The 14925-nt window shown below is 62.0% G+C and carries 13 protein-coding genes; 4 read left to right on the top strand and 9 right to left on the bottom strand.

Annotated features, from left to right (window positions below; all coding sequences use genetic code 11):
- Positions 1-55: 55 nt before the first annotated feature.
- The 9 genes from ACCD00_RS27205 to ACCD00_RS27165 all read right to left on the bottom strand — a co-directional run bounded on the left by ACCD00_RS27205 (position 56) and on the right by ACCD00_RS27165 (position 10765).
- Complete coding sequence (locus ACCD00_RS27205) at positions 56-235, bottom strand: hypothetical protein (protein WP_413428369.1); 180 nt, start codon at positions 233-235, stop codon at positions 56-58.
- A 30-nt stretch (positions 236-265) separates the two neighbouring features.
- Entirely contained in the window at positions 266-2326 is a 2061-nt protein-coding gene (locus ACCD00_RS27200; protein WP_413428368.1) for a TonB-dependent receptor, read from the bottom strand.
- Positions 2327-2953: 627 nt separating this feature from the next.
- Positions 2954-4021, bottom strand: coding sequence for a GGDEF domain-containing protein (locus ACCD00_RS27195; RefSeq protein WP_413428367.1), 1068 nt, complete (start codon positions 4019-4021; stop codon positions 2954-2956).
- A 125-nt stretch (positions 4022-4146) separates the two neighbouring features.
- The gene (locus ACCD00_RS27190) at positions 4147-5562 is read right to left on the bottom strand and encodes a purine-cytosine permease family protein (protein WP_413428366.1); all 1416 of its coding nucleotides are present in this window, start codon (positions 5560-5562) and stop codon (positions 4147-4149) included.
- Positions 5563-6070: 508 nt separating this feature from the next.
- Positions 6071-7111 carry an ABC transporter substrate-binding protein gene (locus tag ACCD00_RS27185; protein ID WP_007987073.1) on the bottom strand — a complete coding sequence of 347 codons (1041 nt, stop codon included), beginning with the start codon at positions 7109-7111 and terminating at the stop codon, positions 6071-6073.
- Between the two features lie 35 nt (positions 7112-7146).
- The gene (gene argE, locus ACCD00_RS27180) at positions 7147-8316 is read right to left on the bottom strand and encodes an acetylornithine deacetylase (RefSeq protein ID WP_413428365.1); all 1170 of its coding nucleotides are present in this window, start codon (positions 8314-8316) and stop codon (positions 7147-7149) included.
- Positions 8309-8983 (bottom strand): DUF1028 domain-containing protein, encoded by a 675-nt coding sequence (locus tag ACCD00_RS27175; protein ID WP_413428364.1) that lies wholly within the window; start codon positions 8981-8983, stop codon positions 8309-8311. The genes argE and ACCD00_RS27175 overlap by 8 nt, the downstream gene beginning before the upstream one ends.
- Positions 8984-8993: 10 nt before the next feature.
- Positions 8994-9404 carry a RidA family protein gene (locus ACCD00_RS27170; RefSeq protein WP_003201555.1) on the bottom strand — a complete coding sequence of 137 codons (411 nt, stop codon included), beginning with the start codon at positions 9402-9404 and terminating at the stop codon, positions 8994-8996.
- A complete protein-coding gene (locus ACCD00_RS27165; RefSeq protein ID WP_413428363.1) occupies positions 9404-10765 on the bottom strand; it encodes a flavin-containing monooxygenase in 1362 nt (453 codons plus the stop codon). The genes ACCD00_RS27170 and ACCD00_RS27165 overlap by 1 nt, the downstream gene beginning before the upstream one ends.
- A 277-nt stretch (positions 10766-11042) precedes the next feature.
- Here ACCD00_RS27165 and ACCD00_RS27160 point away from each other — a divergent pair, with 277 nt between their 5' ends.
- From ACCD00_RS27160 to ACCD00_RS27145, 4 genes are all read left to right on the top strand, one after another.
- Positions 11043-12419, top strand: coding sequence for a pyridoxal-phosphate dependent enzyme (locus tag ACCD00_RS27160; RefSeq protein ID WP_413428362.1), 1377 nt, complete (start codon positions 11043-11045; stop codon positions 12417-12419).
- Positions 12416-13594 (top strand): trans-sulfuration enzyme family protein, encoded by a 1179-nt coding sequence (locus ACCD00_RS27155; RefSeq protein ID WP_413428361.1) that lies wholly within the window; start codon positions 12416-12418, stop codon positions 13592-13594. The genes ACCD00_RS27160 and ACCD00_RS27155 overlap by 4 nt, the downstream gene beginning before the upstream one ends.
- A 321-nt stretch (positions 13595-13915) precedes the next feature.
- Positions 13916-14767 (top strand): putative selenate ABC transporter substrate-binding protein, encoded by an 852-nt coding sequence (locus ACCD00_RS27150; RefSeq protein ID WP_413428360.1) that lies wholly within the window; start codon positions 13916-13918, stop codon positions 14765-14767.
- A partial coding sequence (locus ACCD00_RS27145) for an ATP-binding cassette domain-containing protein (RefSeq protein WP_413428370.1) occupies positions 14764-14925 on the top strand: 162 nt, incomplete at its 3' end. The genes ACCD00_RS27150 and ACCD00_RS27145, both read left to right, overlap by 4 nt.

Below are 14925 nucleotides of genomic sequence, written 5' to 3'. Positions count from 1 at the left end.
CGCGGCATCGTTGACGACCATCGCGAGCAAGCTCGCTCCTACAAGGGTTCCGGGGTTACAGGTCGTAGCGCAGAACCACACCCACCGTGCGCCATGATGTCGCCGCTGCGGTTATTGAATGCCGGTTCAGGCGTTTCGAGCCGTGGAACGCAATACCTGCAGGAGCGAGCTTGCTCGCGATGGACTCGAGAGCGCCGTGTTTATTCAGCCAACACGCGGCATCGTTGACGACCATCGCGAGCTCGCTCCTACAAGGGTTCCGGGGTTACAGGTCGTAGCGCAGAACCACACCCACCGTGCGCGGTGCACCGGCATCGATGATGTCGCCGCTGCGGTTGTTGGTGATGTATTCCTTGTCGAAGGCGTTTTTCACGAAACCGGATACGGCAACGTTCCTGGTGATCTTGTACTCGGTATTGAAGTTGACCAGCCAGTAGGCGTCGCTCTTGCGCTCATCAATGACCTGGCCAGCGTCATCGAACTCGTACTCCGACGGTGAGGTGCTCTGGTAAATGACGTCGGTGTTGAGGGTCAGACGGTCATTCCAGCGATAGATGCCACCCAGCGACATCTTGTACCTGGGCGAATACAGGAACGACTCGCCGCTCAGGTCGCGGCCATCGCCCGTGACGAAGTCCTTGTACTTGCCATCGGTGATGGCACCACCGGCGGTCAGGGTCAGCTGTTCGGTGAAGTCTTTTTCAACGAAGACTTCCAGGCCCTTGATGTCACTGCTGCCGGCGTTGAAGATGTGCGCGAACGGGGAGTCCGGGTCGAGCACACTGACCTGCTGGTCTTTCCAGTCGGTGTAGTACAGGTTGGCGCGGGTCCGCAGGGTCTGGTCGAAGAACGAACCGCGGTAGGACAACTCGTAGTTGGTGGTGTATTCCGGATCGTACGCCTCGTGACCGCCACCGGCGCGAACGTTGACGCCGCCGCCGCGATAGCCCTTCTGCACCATGAAGCCCAGGTACTGATTGGCGGCCAGTTCATAGTCGATACCCAGTTTCGGCAACACGGCATCAAACGACTTGCTGGCGCCGCCAGGGCTGGAGAAGTCGTCCTGTTCGACGTCGGTGTCGTTAGTCTCGTGGTCGTAGCGCAGACCGGTGATCAACGTCCAGCGCGGGGCGAAGGTCCAGTCGATTTCACCGAACACGGCCTTGTTTTCAATCGTCGTATCGCCCTTGGCGGTACCGAACAGTTCATTGTCGAACAACAACCTGTCGTGGAAATTGTTGGTGCTGCGGCCGTAGTAGGCTCCGACGAAGCTCTTCACGGTGTCCGAGGCGTAATTCAAACGCAGTTCCTGACTGAACAGGTCGCCGTCCTGCTTGCGCAGCACGACCTGGTTGTCCACGGCCGTCTGGTCGAAGTCCAGGCGCGCGTCGTAGTCCGAGCGGGTATTGGCCGTAAGGCTGGTCAGGGACCAGTTGTCGTCCAGGCGGTAATCCACCTTGGCGCTGACGGTGTCCTGCTGGAGTTTGTCGAAGGCATTGCTGTTGGACGCGATCTTGTAATAACGGATCCGGTCGTTTTCGCGCATGACCGAGTTGTCGCCCTTGCGACTTTCACCGTGGGCATATGTCAGCAGCACATCGAGATCGTCGTTGGGCAGAATCAGCAGCTTGCCGCGGGCATTGCTGGTGCGGGTCGGGTTGGCGTCGTTATCCAGGGCGATGTTGTCGATGTAGCCGTCACCTTCCTGGTAATCCACAGCGATACGGCCGGCGATCCTGTCATCGACGATCGAGCCGCCGCCGGCAATTGCCGCGCCGCGCTCGTTGTAGCTCCCGGCGTTGGTTTGCGCGGAAAAGCTCGGTTCGAACGTCGGGTTTCTGGTCTGGATGACAACGGCACCGGCCAGGGAGTTGCGGCCCTGGGTGGTGGACTGCGGGCCCAGGAACACTTCGACCTGCTCGACGTCCCACAGCGGCATCGGGCTGAGGGTCAATGCACGGTTCGGCTGCACGGCGCCGTCGACGAACACCGAAACCGCGCCGTTGAGCGTGGCCGGTCCCTGGTCATCGAAACCGGACACCGGCACACCACGGATGCCCCAGTTTTCATTGCCGGCCTGGTTGTAGACACCCGGTGTCCGGGCGAATACGTCGACCAGGTTGTGGTCTTCTTTTTCCCGAAGTTGTTTGTCGGTGACGACCACCACGCTCGACTGGGTCTGCTCCAGGGTGCGGTTGATTTTTTCACCGGTCACCGTGATCGGCGCGATTTCCATTGTGTTCGACTGTTCGGCCGCCCATGCGCTGTTCATCAGGCAGGCCGCCGACCCCACAGCCAACGCAATTGTGTTCTTTTTGAAATTCACGCCCCGCTCCCCTGCGACAGATATTTTGTGTTTTTTCTTACATCCAGAACGCTGTTTTCCTCCAGCCGGCGGGAGTCTAATCGAAAGCGATGCAGAAACAAATACTATTGATAACCCCTCTCATTTGCATTCAAGAAGTAAAAATGTACCCGATCGAATACATTTGAATTCTATTTTTGCTGCCTCAGGCAGCGCTTGTTTCAGGGGATTTGAGCGGGACGTCAGCAGGCCGTGACGCATCATGCAGGGAGACGCGGTGCAGGCTGGGGGTCAGGGAAAGAGGGTCAATTCGTGGGTCACACCGTCGCGGTGCTTGAAGTATCGGGAACTGTCGAGTGTGGCATCGCGGGTCGGCGCTAAAGTATCCATTTCAACAGCAGGTGCGAGGCAATCCAGGGAGACGCCTGGGCCACCCCCCATGCCAGCAGGGCGCACACGAACAGGTAGCCCGCAACGAACCTGAACATCGAGTCGTTTTCCATGCCACCCTCCCGGTTTTACAGCCATGCCGGGCATTCAATGCGTATGCGTAACCCCTGCACACCCGTGAAAGTTACGATTGCAAGAACGGTTTTCAGTTCCATAGGCGTACAAATCGGCAAAACATGACGCCTGCTTCATCCTCGGCTAACGGCCCTCGACCGCTACGTCAGGCTGCTGACGAACCTGATTTCGCCCGTTGCGCTTGGCCTGGTACAGCGCGTCGTCGGCGCGGGTCACCAGGCTTTCCGGGGTGTCGCCGGGTTGTGCATGGGCCACGCCGAACGACGCGGTGATGGTGTCCAGCACGGTGTCGGTGCCCCGGGCCTTGACCCGCAGCGCCTGGACTTTCAGGCGCAGGCGCTCGGCAAACGCGCCGGCAGCCGCCAGATCCGGGCAATCCTTGAGCACCACACAGAATTCTTCACCGCCATAACGCGCGGCAAAGGCCTCGGCCGGCAGCGCATCGCGCAACACCTGGGCGACATGCTGAAGCACCCGGTCGCCCAGGGGATGGCCGTACTGGTCATTGAATTGCTTGAAGTGGTCGATATCCAGCATCACCAGCGCCACGCCGGTCGCTGCGTGGTTCATTGCCTGTTCAAGCTTGCGGTTGAAGGTGGTGCGGTTGAGCAATTCGGTCAGGCCATCGAGGGTCGCCGCCAATTGGGCGCGCTCCAGTTTGTCCCGCAGGCTTTTGATTTCATGCTGTGCGGACTGCAACTGGGCGAGGAAGTGCTCCTGCTGGCTCTGCATGAGCTGGGTGCTCTTTTGCAGTTGGCTCAGGATGCCCGGCAAGCGCTCACCGGCCGGATCCTCAAGCATTTGCAGGTACTGGCCGAGGCTGGCCTGGAAATTCTGATTGCCCTTCACGCTGCGCGAAACATCGCGCTCCATATCATCAACCAGATTGATCGCGTCCTGTTGCCCGGCGCGAGCGTCCGCCAGCTCATCACGGATGATGTACTCGCGAAACAGCTTGGCGGCGGACTCAGGAGGAAAGTAGTCGAAATCGTTGACGACCCGGTCCAGGTGCCGATTGAGTTCCGGCTCCTGGCCTTTGCTGTAGGTGTACCAGAGCGCGTAATGCACCGGGTTGGGCGGAATGTTGTGACGAACCATCAGCGGCACTGCCTGCTTGAGCAATGCCGCTGCCTCGCGGGAGTCTTCTGGATACAGCGCTAGAACAGTCGCACGCGTGTCTGATTGGCTCATGGCTTCACTGTGGTTGTTTTTATCTGGCGATGGGCAAACGCGCTGAGCATAACCATACGCCCGACAAACAGCCATCCCTGGCGTTCACAACCGCTCAACCCGGTACATCTGTTCCAAATTCCCGATCAACCGTTGGTTGGCATCAACCCGGCCATGGTCTGGCGCCGACGATAAGCCGTGTCACGGTTCGCCAGCCAGTAATACAGCGGCGTGGTGACCACCAGGCCGACCAGCCACGACAGGTCCGCACCGTCGATATGCACCGCCACGGGCCCGGTGTAGATCGGCGTGTTCATGAACGGAATCTGCACCACGATGCCGATGGCGTAGGCCAGCAGCGCCTGCGGATTGAAGCGGCCATAGATGCCACCGTCGACGCGGAAGATCGAGGCGATGTCGTAGTCACCCTTGTGGATCGCATAGAAGTCGATGAGGTTGATCGCGGTCCAGGGCACCAGCACCACCAGCAGCGCCAGCACCAAGTCGACGAAGTGCCCGATGAAGTCCGCCGAGGCGCCAATGGCTGCCACGCAGCAACCGGCCAGGATGATCAGTGACAGTACCGCCCGGCTTTGCGCCGTCGGAATCCAGCGGTGGGCGAAGGTTTGCAGCAAGGTGATCACCGAGAGCACGGCGCCATACAGGTTCAGGGCGTTATGGCTGATCACGCTGAGCAGGAACAGCACTAGCATCAACGGGCCGATGGCACCGGTTGCAAGCTTCACGGCGTCCATGGTGTCCATGCCCACCGGCGTTGCCAGCACGGCGACGGCGCCGAACACGAAGGACAGGATCGAGCCCAGCGAAGAGCCGAGGTAGGTCGCCCAGAAGGTCGCGCTGACTTTCACGTCCTTGGGCAGGTAACGCGAGTAGTCGGACACGTACGGCGCGAACGCGATCTGCCAGAGCGCCGCCAGCGACACCGTGGCCAGCCAGCCGGAAATGTTGAAACTGCCGCGGGTCAGGAAGTCATCGGTCTGCACGTGGGTCAGGATGTAGCCGAAGCCCAGCACGATGCCCAGGCCCAGCACCCAGGTGCCGATGCGGTTGAGCACGTGGATGAAGCGGTAGCCAATGATGCCGATGATCCCCGAACCGAGGCCGCCGAGGACGATGCCGACCGATACCGGCACGCTCTCGACCACGCCATGCAGCGACTTGCCGGCCAGGACGATGTTGGAGGCGAAGAAACCGATGTACATCACGCCGGCAATCACCACCACCAGCAACGCGCCCAGCGAACCGAACTGTGCGCGACTCTGGATCATCTGCGGAATGCCCATCTGCGGGCCTTGCGCCGAGTGCAACGCCATCAGCACACCGCCGACCAGATGGCCAACGATGATAGCGACAATGCCCCAGACCAGGTTCAGGTGGAACAACTGCACGCCGAGCGCGCCGGTGACGATGGGCAACGGCGCGATATTGCCGCCGAACCACAGGGTGAACAGATCTTTGACCTTTCCGTGGCGATCCTCAGGGGGGACGTACCCGATCGTGTGTTTCTCGATGAGCGGGGCGGATGAAGCGGTGGTGGACATGACGAACTCCAAGGCAAGGATGAGTACGTGTTCGTACTTCGGTGTGCGCACACGGAACGGCGCATTTCTTGTTGGGAGTGATCATGGACAAAGAGCGGCGGGAGGAAAATTAGTTAATTTGTGCCTTTAAACGTTAAAAAAGATTGCGCAATTATTCGGCCATTGCGGCAGAAAGAATCAATAAAAAACAAAAATACAGCACAACGCACCGCAACCCCTTTCCCGACATTCGAGAGGGTAACCGGAAAAAATCTGACCAATGAAATCCCTGTGGGAGCGGCGGTGCGGCGATCCGACTTGCTCGCGAAGGCGGTTCATCAGCCACATTAATGTTGAATGTGCTGCCGTCTTCGCGGGCAAGCCCGCTCCCACAGGGGGGCTGCGGCGTCTGGGCCGTCCAGAACTCTGCATTTTTGTGGGAGCGGGCTTGCTCGCGAAAGCGGTTTGTCAGCCACATCGATGCTGGATGTACTGCCGTCTTCGCGGGCACCGCCGCTCCCACAGGGGGTTAGCGTGCGGCCCAGGCGTTGAAGCGCTGTTCAAGCTCCTCGCCATGGTCTACCCAGAACTCCGCATCCACTGCCCGCGCACCGGCCAGGTTGGCCTCGGCGGTCGGCAGTTGCTCTTGCACGTCCTTGGGCAGCAATGGCAGGGTCTGGCGATGCACCGGCCCGTAAGGGATGTTTTCCGAGAACACTTTTTGCGTCTGCGGCTGGCTGGCAAATGCAATGAAGTTTTCGGCCAATGCCTTGTTCGGCGTGCCCTTGACCACCGCCCAGTATTCCGGGTCGTACAGGCTCTGCGGCCAGACGATGCTCAGCTTCATGCCTTCCTTTTGCGCCGAGGCAATTCGGCCGTTGTAGGCCGCGCTCATCACCACGTCCCCGGCCACCAGCCATTGCGCCGGTTGTGCGCCCGCCTCCCACCACTGAATGTTCGGCTTGATCTGGTCGAGCTTGGCAAAGGCCCGCGTCACGCCTTGCGGGGTGTTCAAGACCTTGTACACATCGTCAGCCTTGACGCCGTCGGCCAGCAAGGCGATTTCCAGGGTGTACTTGGCGCTCTTGCGCAGGCCGCGCTTGCCCGGGAAGTCGGCGACATTCCAGAAGTCCGCCCAGGATTGCGGCGCCTTGGCCTGCTTGCTCTGGTCATAGGCCATGACCATCGACCAGACATAAGTGGCCACCCCGCATTCGGTCAGCGCACCCGGCACGAAGTTCGCCGAATCACCGAAGCGTCCGGCATCGAGCTTCTCGAACAAACCCTCCTCGCAGCCGCGCAACAACTCGGGGCTTTCGACTTCCACCACGTCCCAGCTGGTGTGACCGGCCGAGACCATGGCCTTGATCTTCGACAGCTCGCCGTTGTACTCACCGGCGATGATGTTGCCTGCGCCGCTGGCATTGAAGGGCTGGAAGTAGGCCTTATCCTGGGCCTGCTTGGTAGCACCACCGAAGGAAATCACGGTGAGGTCCTGGGGGGCCGCCCACACACTGGCACTCAACAACGCCAGGGCAAACGGAACACTGCAACGCAAGGATCTGGACATGGATCGCTTCCTCGGGCCTGAATGGCCCTTTGTTGTTATGGGTGTTCGGATTCACTCAAGTAAGCCGCCAGGCGATCCATCAGGCGGTCACAGGCCGCCATCTGTTCGACGCTGACAAATTCATCGGGCTTGTGCCCCTGGTCCATGCTGCCGGGACCGCAGACCACCGACGGTATGCCGGCCTGATCGAACAGCCCGCCTTCGGTGCCAAAGGCCACGGTGCTGAAATCATCGCTGCCGCACAGCTCGGCAATCAGCCGGGCAGCTGCGCTGTCGGTGGGTGTGGCCAGGCCGGGATAGGCCGAAAGCTTTTCAAAACGAATTGATGTGTCGGCCTTCACCGCCTGCATCGCCGGTAGCAAGGTTTGCTCGGCGTAGTTTTGCAGCTCATCGGCGACCGCTTCCGGAGCAAAGTCCGGCAAGGCGCGCACTTCGAAATCAAAGCGGCAGTTCTGCGGCACGATGTTCAACGCCGTCCCGCCGGAAATCACACCCACCTGCACCGTCGAATACGCCGGATCGAAGCGCTCGTCGTGATGCTGCGGTTCAGCCAGGCGCGTGCCGATTTCACCCAGCCGACCGATCAGGCGCGCGGCCTGCTCGATGGCATTGACCCCATAAGGCGCGTAGGCCGAATGACAGGCTGCGCCGCGCACGTGGCAACGCATCGCCAGCTTGCCCTTGTGGCCGAGCACCGGCTTGAGCCCGGTCGGCTCGCCGATCAGGCACAACGCCGGTGCCGGGATGCGTTGCGGCAGCACTTCCAGCAACCCGCGCACGCCAAGGCAACCGACCTCCTCGTCGTAGGAGAACGCCAGGTGCACCGGGCGCTTCAAAGGGCTTTGCAGAAACATCGGCACGGCCGCCAACACAGAAGCCAGATAGCCCTTCATGTCCGCGGTGCCGCGTCCGTAAAGCTTGCCGTGCGCCTCGCTCAGGCAGAACGGCTCGACCGTCCAGGCCTGACCGTCCACCGGTACCACATCGGTATGTCCGGACAGCACGATGCCGCCGGCCACGCGCGGGCCGACCGTGGCCAACAGATTGGCCTTGGTCCGCTCGGCGTTGTAGATCAGTTCGCAATCCACGCCCAGTCCGTGCAGGTAGTCCCGCACGAACTCGATCAGCGCCAGGTTCGAATCGCGGCTGACCGTGGCGAACCCGATCAATCGCGCGAGCATGGCGCGGCTGCGCAACTCACTCATCGCCGGGCACTCCATAGCTCGGAGCCAGGGTCGGATTGAGGGCACGGGTCAGGTAGTCCTGCAATTGCGGCTCATAGGCAGCCCACAGTTTGCCCAGCTCGCCGATCGGGTTTTCATCGGCCCAATCCACCCGCAGGTCGACAATCGGCCAGGTCAGGTCACCGACCACCGACAACGCCGCCGAGTGCACTGCACCGGCTTCGCCCCCCGCATCCTGCCCGGCCTGCAAGGCGTTCATCAGGCGGGTGGCGAGGCAGCCTTCGCTGTTTTCGAACGCCGCGACCATCGCCTCGATCACCCCGCTGTTGGCCAGCAGGTTGCCAGCCGCCACGCATTGGTCGCCGGCCAGGGCGTTGTTGGTGCCCAGCGCATGGTTGCCGCTGAACACCGCCGTGCGTCCCTGGGCGTCGACCACCGCCACCTGGCGGTACTGGCTGTAGCCATTGCGGGTCAATGAGTGGTCCAGTGCCTGGGGCGGCGCCGAGCCGTTGGCCAGTTCATCGAGGATCTGCGGGCCGAGGGCCGGCAGCGTGATGTTCTGGCTCGACACCGCGCCGACACCGGCCCGCAGCCAGGGACAACGCGCGCCGACGGCAATGCTCGAAGAGCTGATGGCAATGCCCAGCTGGCCGGTCTCGGCGCAGCGACCAACGATGGAAAAGGTCATGGCGAATTCCTTATTCAGGGATGACAGCGATCACATCGATTTCCATCAGCCACTGCGGCTGGCCGAGGGCGCTGACCACCAGGCCCGTGGAAATCGGGAACACACCCTTGAGCCACTTGCCGACTTCCTGGTACACCGGCTCGCGATAGCGCGGGTCGATCAGGTAAGTGGTGGTCTTGACGATGTGGCTCAGGTCGCTGCCGGCCTCTTCGAGCAGTTGCTTGACGTTGCGCATGGCCTGTTCGGCCTGGGCGCGCGGATCACCGAGGCCCACCAGTTGGCCGTTGAAATCGGTGCCGACCTGGCCACGGACATACACGGTGTTGCCGGCGCGCACGGCCTGGCACAGGTCGTTGTCGAGCGTCTGGTTCGGGTAGGTGTCTTTGGTGTTGAACATGCGGATGCGGGTATGAGTAGGCATTAACGAACTCCCATGAGGCTGGCTTTTTGAAGAGGTGCACGGGCGGCGTCGGCTTGACGCTGGCTCGCATCCCGATAGTTGAAATAGGTGTGCTGTTTAACGATGTGGTCGGCGATGTGCTTGGCGTCGTGCCAAACGCCCCAGATGAACGCGGAGCCACGACGGGACTGCCAAGGCAAACCGACGAAATACACGCCGGGCTCGGCCGACACCCCGCGCTGATGCTGCGGTTTGCCGTTTTCCTTGAAGGCATCGACCTTCAGCCAGCTGTAATCGGTGGAGTAACCGGTGGCCCAGATGATCGTGGTCACGCCTGCCTTGAGCAGATCCAGTTCCAGGATCGGGTTGGTCACGCAGTCCGGATCGGCCAGCATGGCGCGGGCTTCGGGTTCCAGCGGCAGGTCCAGGCCGTTGCGTTCGATATAGGCGTCGGCCTTGTCGAGCAGCGCGAGGTAGTTTTCATCGCCGCGCCGGATGTTGTCGGCGAGGTTATTTTCAAAGCTCACCACCGCGCCGTTGAACGCTTGGGTCAGGCCGACCAGGGTCATGCCCTGATGGGCCAGCCGGCGGAAGTCCACGGTGTGGCCGCCACGGGCACCGCTCACGGCGATGGTCACGTGCTCCTTGCCCGGTTGCATGGCCTCGGCATCCCACTCGCCGAGCACCCCCAGCCACCAGCAGAAATCGCGGTTGCGATAGGCACGCGGCGGACGATCGTGGGCGCCGACCGACAGGTAGACCTGTTTGCCGGAACGTTGCAGCTCATCGGCGATCTGCACGCCCGACGAACCGGCGCCCACCACCAATACGGCGCCTTCGGCCAATTGCTGCGGGTTGTAGTATTGGGCGGAGTGAATCTGACTGATACCAGCGATTTGCGGAGCAATCGGCGGAATGGCCGGACGCTGGAACGGGCCGGTGGCGACCACCACGTGGCGGGCCTCGATCACGCCATCAGAGGTTTCAACGGTGAAACCCGGACGATCGGCATTACGCTCTACTTTCTTCACGTCAACGCCCGTGCGGATCGGTGCATTGAACTTGCGGGCATAAGCTTCGAAGTACTGAGCCACCTGCTCTTTTCCGGCGAAGGCATCCGGGTCCAGGCCGTCGAATTCCAGGCCCGGAAAGCGGTCGTGCCAGGCAGGACCGTTGGCCACCAGCGAATCCCAGCGGCCGGTGCGCCAGGCTTCGGCGATACGGTTGCGCTCCAGCACGAGGTGGGGCACACCCAGCTTGCTCAGGTGTTCACTCATGGCCACGCCGGCCTGGCCGGCGCCAACAACAAGCGTATCAATTTCGGTTTTATCAACTGTCATGGCTGTGCACTTCTGAAAGGTGGTTTGATTCAGGTCGGTCATGGCTGCCGCCTCGATTCTGATCACTGTTGTTCTTCTGCTGCGGCTATCGGTGTCAGGGTGTTGGCCGCATTCTGTTCGGAGCCGGGAAATAGCGAAATTATGTTTTTTGTGGTCGCTGGCGAGGAAAAAGCGTCGAGGCAACCGGCTGGCTACATGAGGTTGCGGCGGGCCCGATCCCGGCCTATGGTCCTAGCGATGCAATGCCTGCGATCGATGCCTGATGGCACATCGCAGGCCACTGTCCACCCAGTGCGTATTTGCGCAAGGAAGTGACGACATGCCTGACAACTCCCGCCCTGCCGTGCTCGAACTGATCGGCAATACACCCCTGGTACGGGTCAGCCGGTTCGATACCGGCCCGTGCACGCTGTTTCTCAAACTCGAATCCCAGAACCCCGGCGGTTCGATCAAGGACCGCATCGGTCTGGCGATGATCGATGCCGCCGAACGCGATGGCCGCCTGCGCCCCGGTGGCACCATCGTCGAAGCCACCGCCGGCAACACCGGCCTCGGCCTGGCCCTGGTCGGCCGCGCCAAAGGTTACCGGGTGGTGCTGGTGGTGCCGGACAAGATGTCCACCGAGAAGGTCCTGCACCTCAAGGCCATGGGCGCCGAGGTGCACATCACCCGCTCCGATGTCGGCAAGGGCCATCCCGAGTACTACCAGGACGTCGCGGCGCGGCTGGCCGCGGATATTCCCGATGCGTTCTTCGCCGACCAGTTCAACAACCCGGCCAACCCGCTGGCCCACGAATACAGCACCGCGCCGGAGATCTGGGCGCAGACCCAGCATGATCTGGACGCCATCGTCGTCGGCGTCGGTTCCGCCGGGACCCTGACCGGGCTGACGCGCTTTTTCCAACGCGTGCAGCCGGACCTGGAAATGGTCCTGGCCGACCCGGTCGGTTCGGTGATGGCCGAGTACAGCCGCAGCGGCACCCTCGGCACCCCCGGTTCGTGGGCGGTGGAAGGCATAGGCGAGGACTTCATTCCGTCTATTGCCGACCTGTCCAGCGTGCGCCACGCCTATTCGATCAGCGATGAAGAAAGCTTCGACCATGCCCGCCAACTGCTGCGCGCCGAAGGCATTCTCGGCGGTTCCTCGACCGGCACCCTGCTGGCCGCCGCACTGCGTTACTGCCGCGAACAGACCACGCCGAAACGGGTGGTGAGTTTCGTCTGCGACACCGGTACGCGTTACCTGTCGAAGATCTACAACGACCAGTGGATGAACGATCAGGGCCTGCTGCAACGCAAGCAATACGGTGACTTGCGCGACCTGATCGCGCGGCGCTTCGAGGACGGCCGGGTGATCAGCGTCGGCCCCGACGACACCCTGCTCACCGCCTTCCAGCGCATGCGCCTGGCGGATGTGTCGCAACTGCCGGTGCTGGTGAACGGCAAGCAACTGGTGGGCGTGATCGACGAGTCCGACATCCTGCTGGGGGTGCATGAAGACGTTGCGCACTTCCGTAAAGCCGTGGCCAGCGCCATGACCGACAAGCTGCAAACCCTGTCCCCCGACGCCACGCTGGCTGATCTGGAGGCAGAGCTGGGCCGTGGGCTGGTGGCGATCATTCAGGATGCCTCGGGATTCCACGGCCTGATTACCCGAACCGACATGCTCAACCACCTGCGGAGATCCCTGCCATGAGTCAGCACGATGAAAACGCCCCGCCGCGCGGCTTCGCCACCCGCGTGATCCATGCCGGGCAAACGCCGGACCCGTCGACCGGGGCGTTGATGCCGCCGATCTATGCCAACTCCACCTACCTGCAGCAGAGCCCCGGGGTGCACAAAGGCCTCGACTACGGGCGTTCGCACAACCCGACGCGCTGGGCGCTGGAACGCTGCGTGGCCGACCTGGAAGGCGGCACCCGGGCCTTTGCGTTCGCCTCGGGCCTGGCGACCATTTCCACGGTGCTGGAACTGCTCGACGCCGGCTCGCACATCGTCTCCGGCAACGACCTTTACGGCGGCACCTTCCGCCTGTTCGACAAGGTGCGCCAGCGCAGCGCCGGGCACCGCTTCAGCTTCGTCGACCTGACCGACCTGGCGGCGTTCGAGGCGTCCCTGCAGGACGACACCCGGATGGTCATGGTCGAGACCCCGAGCAATCCGCTTTTGCGCCTCACCGACCTGGCCGCCATCGCCCGCACCTGCCGCGCGCGCGGCATCATCTGCGTGGCCGACAACACCTTTGCCAGCCCGTGGATCCAGCGCCCGCTGGAACTGGGTTTCGACATCGTGCTGCACTCGACCACCAAATACCTGAACGGCCACTCCGACGTGATCGGCGGCATCGCCGTGGTCGGGCAGAACGCCGAACTGGCCGAGCGCCTGGGCTTCCTGCAAAACGCCGTCGGCGCCATCGCCGGCCCGTTCGATGCGTTCCTCACCCTGCGCGGCGTAAAGACCCTGGCATTGCGCATGGAGCGTCATTGCAGTAACGCGCTGGACCTGGCGCAGTGGCTGGAACGCCAACCGCAAGTCTCACGGGTTTACTACCCCGGCCTGCCGTCACACCCACAGCACGAACTGGCGCAACGGCAAATGCGCGGTTTCGGCGGGATGATTTCCCTCGATATCAAGAGCGACCTGGCGGGCACCAAACGCTTCCTCGAGAGCGTGAAGATCTTCGCCCTGGCCGAGAGCCTGGGCGGCGTGGAAAGCCTGATCGAACACCCGGCGATCATGACCCACGCCACCATCCCCGCCGACACCCGCGCGGAACTGGGGATTGGCGACGGGTTGGTGCGGTTGTCGGTGGGTGTCGAGGATGTCGAGGACTTGCGGGCCGATCTGGCGCAGGCGTTGGCAAGGATGTAAATCACCTGAATGGTGGCACACCGTAAACGCTGTACCTGTACCTGTACCCGTACCTGTACCTGTACCTGTACCTGTACCTGTACCTGTACCTGTAGGAGCGAGCTTGCTCGCGATGGACTCAAGAACGCCGCGCTTAGTCAGTAAACACGCGGCATCGTTAACGACCATCGCGAGCGAGCTCGCTCCTACAGGTTTTGCTGGTCTGGCAAGCAAGAGTCCCTATAATCGCGGCGTTTTCGTCTACCCTCACGAAGCGTCGTGCAGCAATCAGCTTGTGCGGGGCGCATCGACATTTTTCCGCTATTGAACCGGAGAACTTCCATGCTCAAACGTACCCTGGCATTGGCCGTCGGCCTGACCCTATCCTTTTCCGCCCTGCTGGCACAGGCTGCCGACACCCTCAAGGTCAGCGCCATTCCTGACGAAGCCCCGACCGAATTGCTGCGAAAGTTCAAGCCACTGGGCGAATATCTAGAGCAGCAGCTGGGCATGAAAGTCGAGTTCGTGCCGGTTTCCGACTACCCGGCGGTGGTCGAGGCCCTGGCCACTGACCGCATCGACATGGCCTGGCTGGGTGGCTTCACGTTCGTGCAGGCGCGACTGAAAACCGGCAATGCCATTCCATTGGTACAGCGTGAGCAGGATGCCCAGTTCACCAGCAAGTTCATCACCGCCGACCCGGCCGTCAAGTCGCTGGCCGACCTCAAGGGCAAGTCCTTTGCCTTCGGTTCGGTGTCTTCCACTTCCGGCAGCCTGATGCCGCGTTATTTCATGCTCAAGGACGGCATCAAGCCGGAAACCTACTTCAGCCGTGTCGGCTACTCCGGCGCCCACGACGCCACGGTCGCCTGGGTTCAGGCCGGCAAGGTGGACGCCGGCGTGCTCAATGCCAGCGTCTGGGAAAAACTGGTCAAGGCCGGCAAGGTCGACACCGACAAGGTCAAGGTCTTCGCCACCACGCCAGCCTATTTCGATTACAACTGGACCGTGCGCGGTACCCTCGACCCGGCCCTTGCCAACAAGATCAAGGTAGCCTTGCTCGCGCTCGACCCGGCCAACCCGGAGCAAAAAGCCATTCTGGACCTGCAGGCCGCCAGCCGCTTCATCGAGACCAAGCCTGAGAATTACAAGGGCATCGAGGAAGCCGCGCGCGCTGCCGACCTGCTGAAATGACATTGCATCTGAACCGGGTCAGCCTCACCCACGGCAATGGCGTGCGTGCGCTGCATGAGGTCGACCTGCACATCGCTGCCGGTGAGCAGGTCGCCATCATCGGGCCGTCCGGTGCCGGCAAGTCGAGCCTGCTCAACCTGCTGGCGACCGCCCTGCGC

Source organism: Pseudomonas sp. Pseusp3 (assembly GCF_047304225.1).
GTDB lineage: Bacteria > Pseudomonadota > Gammaproteobacteria > Pseudomonadales > Pseudomonadaceae > Aquipseudomonas > Aquipseudomonas fluorescens_CD.
Note: the sequence above shows the minus strand (reverse complement) of the source record. Positions and strands in the feature narration are given on the sequence as shown.

What these genes read in the sequence shown, in the direction of transcription:
- ACCD00_RS27185 (WP_007987073.1), bottom strand. Translation starts at nt 7,111, where the DNA reads ATGTCCAGATCCTTGCGTTGCAGTGTTCCGTTTGCCCTGGCGTTGTTG.
- ACCD00_RS27170 (WP_003201555.1), bottom strand. Translation starts at nt 9,404, where the DNA reads ATGCCTACTCATACCCGCATCCGCATGTTCAACACCAAAGACACCTAC.
- ACCD00_RS27160 (WP_413428362.1), top strand. Translation starts at nt 11,043, where the DNA reads ATGCCTGACAACTCCCGCCCTGCCGTGCTCGAACTGATCGGCAATACA.
- ACCD00_RS27150 (WP_413428360.1), top strand. Translation starts at nt 13,916, where the DNA reads ATGCTCAAACGTACCCTGGCATTGGCCGTCGGCCTGACCCTATCCTTT.
- ACCD00_RS27195 (WP_413428367.1), bottom strand. Translation starts at nt 4,021, where the DNA reads ATGAGCCAATCAGACACGCGTGCGACTGTTCTAGCGCTGTATCCAGAA.
- ACCD00_RS27165 (WP_413428363.1), bottom strand. Translation starts at nt 10,765, where the DNA reads ATGACCGACCTGAATCAAACCACCTTTCAGAAGTGCACAGCCATGACA.
- ACCD00_RS27155 (WP_413428361.1), top strand. Translation starts at nt 12,416, where the DNA reads ATGAGTCAGCACGATGAAAACGCCCCGCCGCGCGGCTTCGCCACCCGC.
- ACCD00_RS27190 (WP_413428366.1), bottom strand. Translation starts at nt 5,562, where the DNA reads ATGTCCACCACCGCTTCATCCGCCCCGCTCATCGAGAAACACACGATC.
- ACCD00_RS27175 (WP_413428364.1), bottom strand. Translation starts at nt 8,983, where the DNA reads ATGACCTTTTCCATCGTTGGTCGCTGCGCCGAGACCGGCCAGCTGGGC.
- ACCD00_RS27205 (WP_413428369.1), bottom strand. Translation starts at nt 235, where the DNA reads ATGGTCGTCAACGATGCCGCGTGTTGGCTGAATAAACACGGCGCTCTC.
- argE (WP_413428365.1), bottom strand. Translation starts at nt 8,316, where the DNA reads ATGAGTGAGTTGCGCAGCCGCGCCATGCTCGCGCGATTGATCGGGTTC.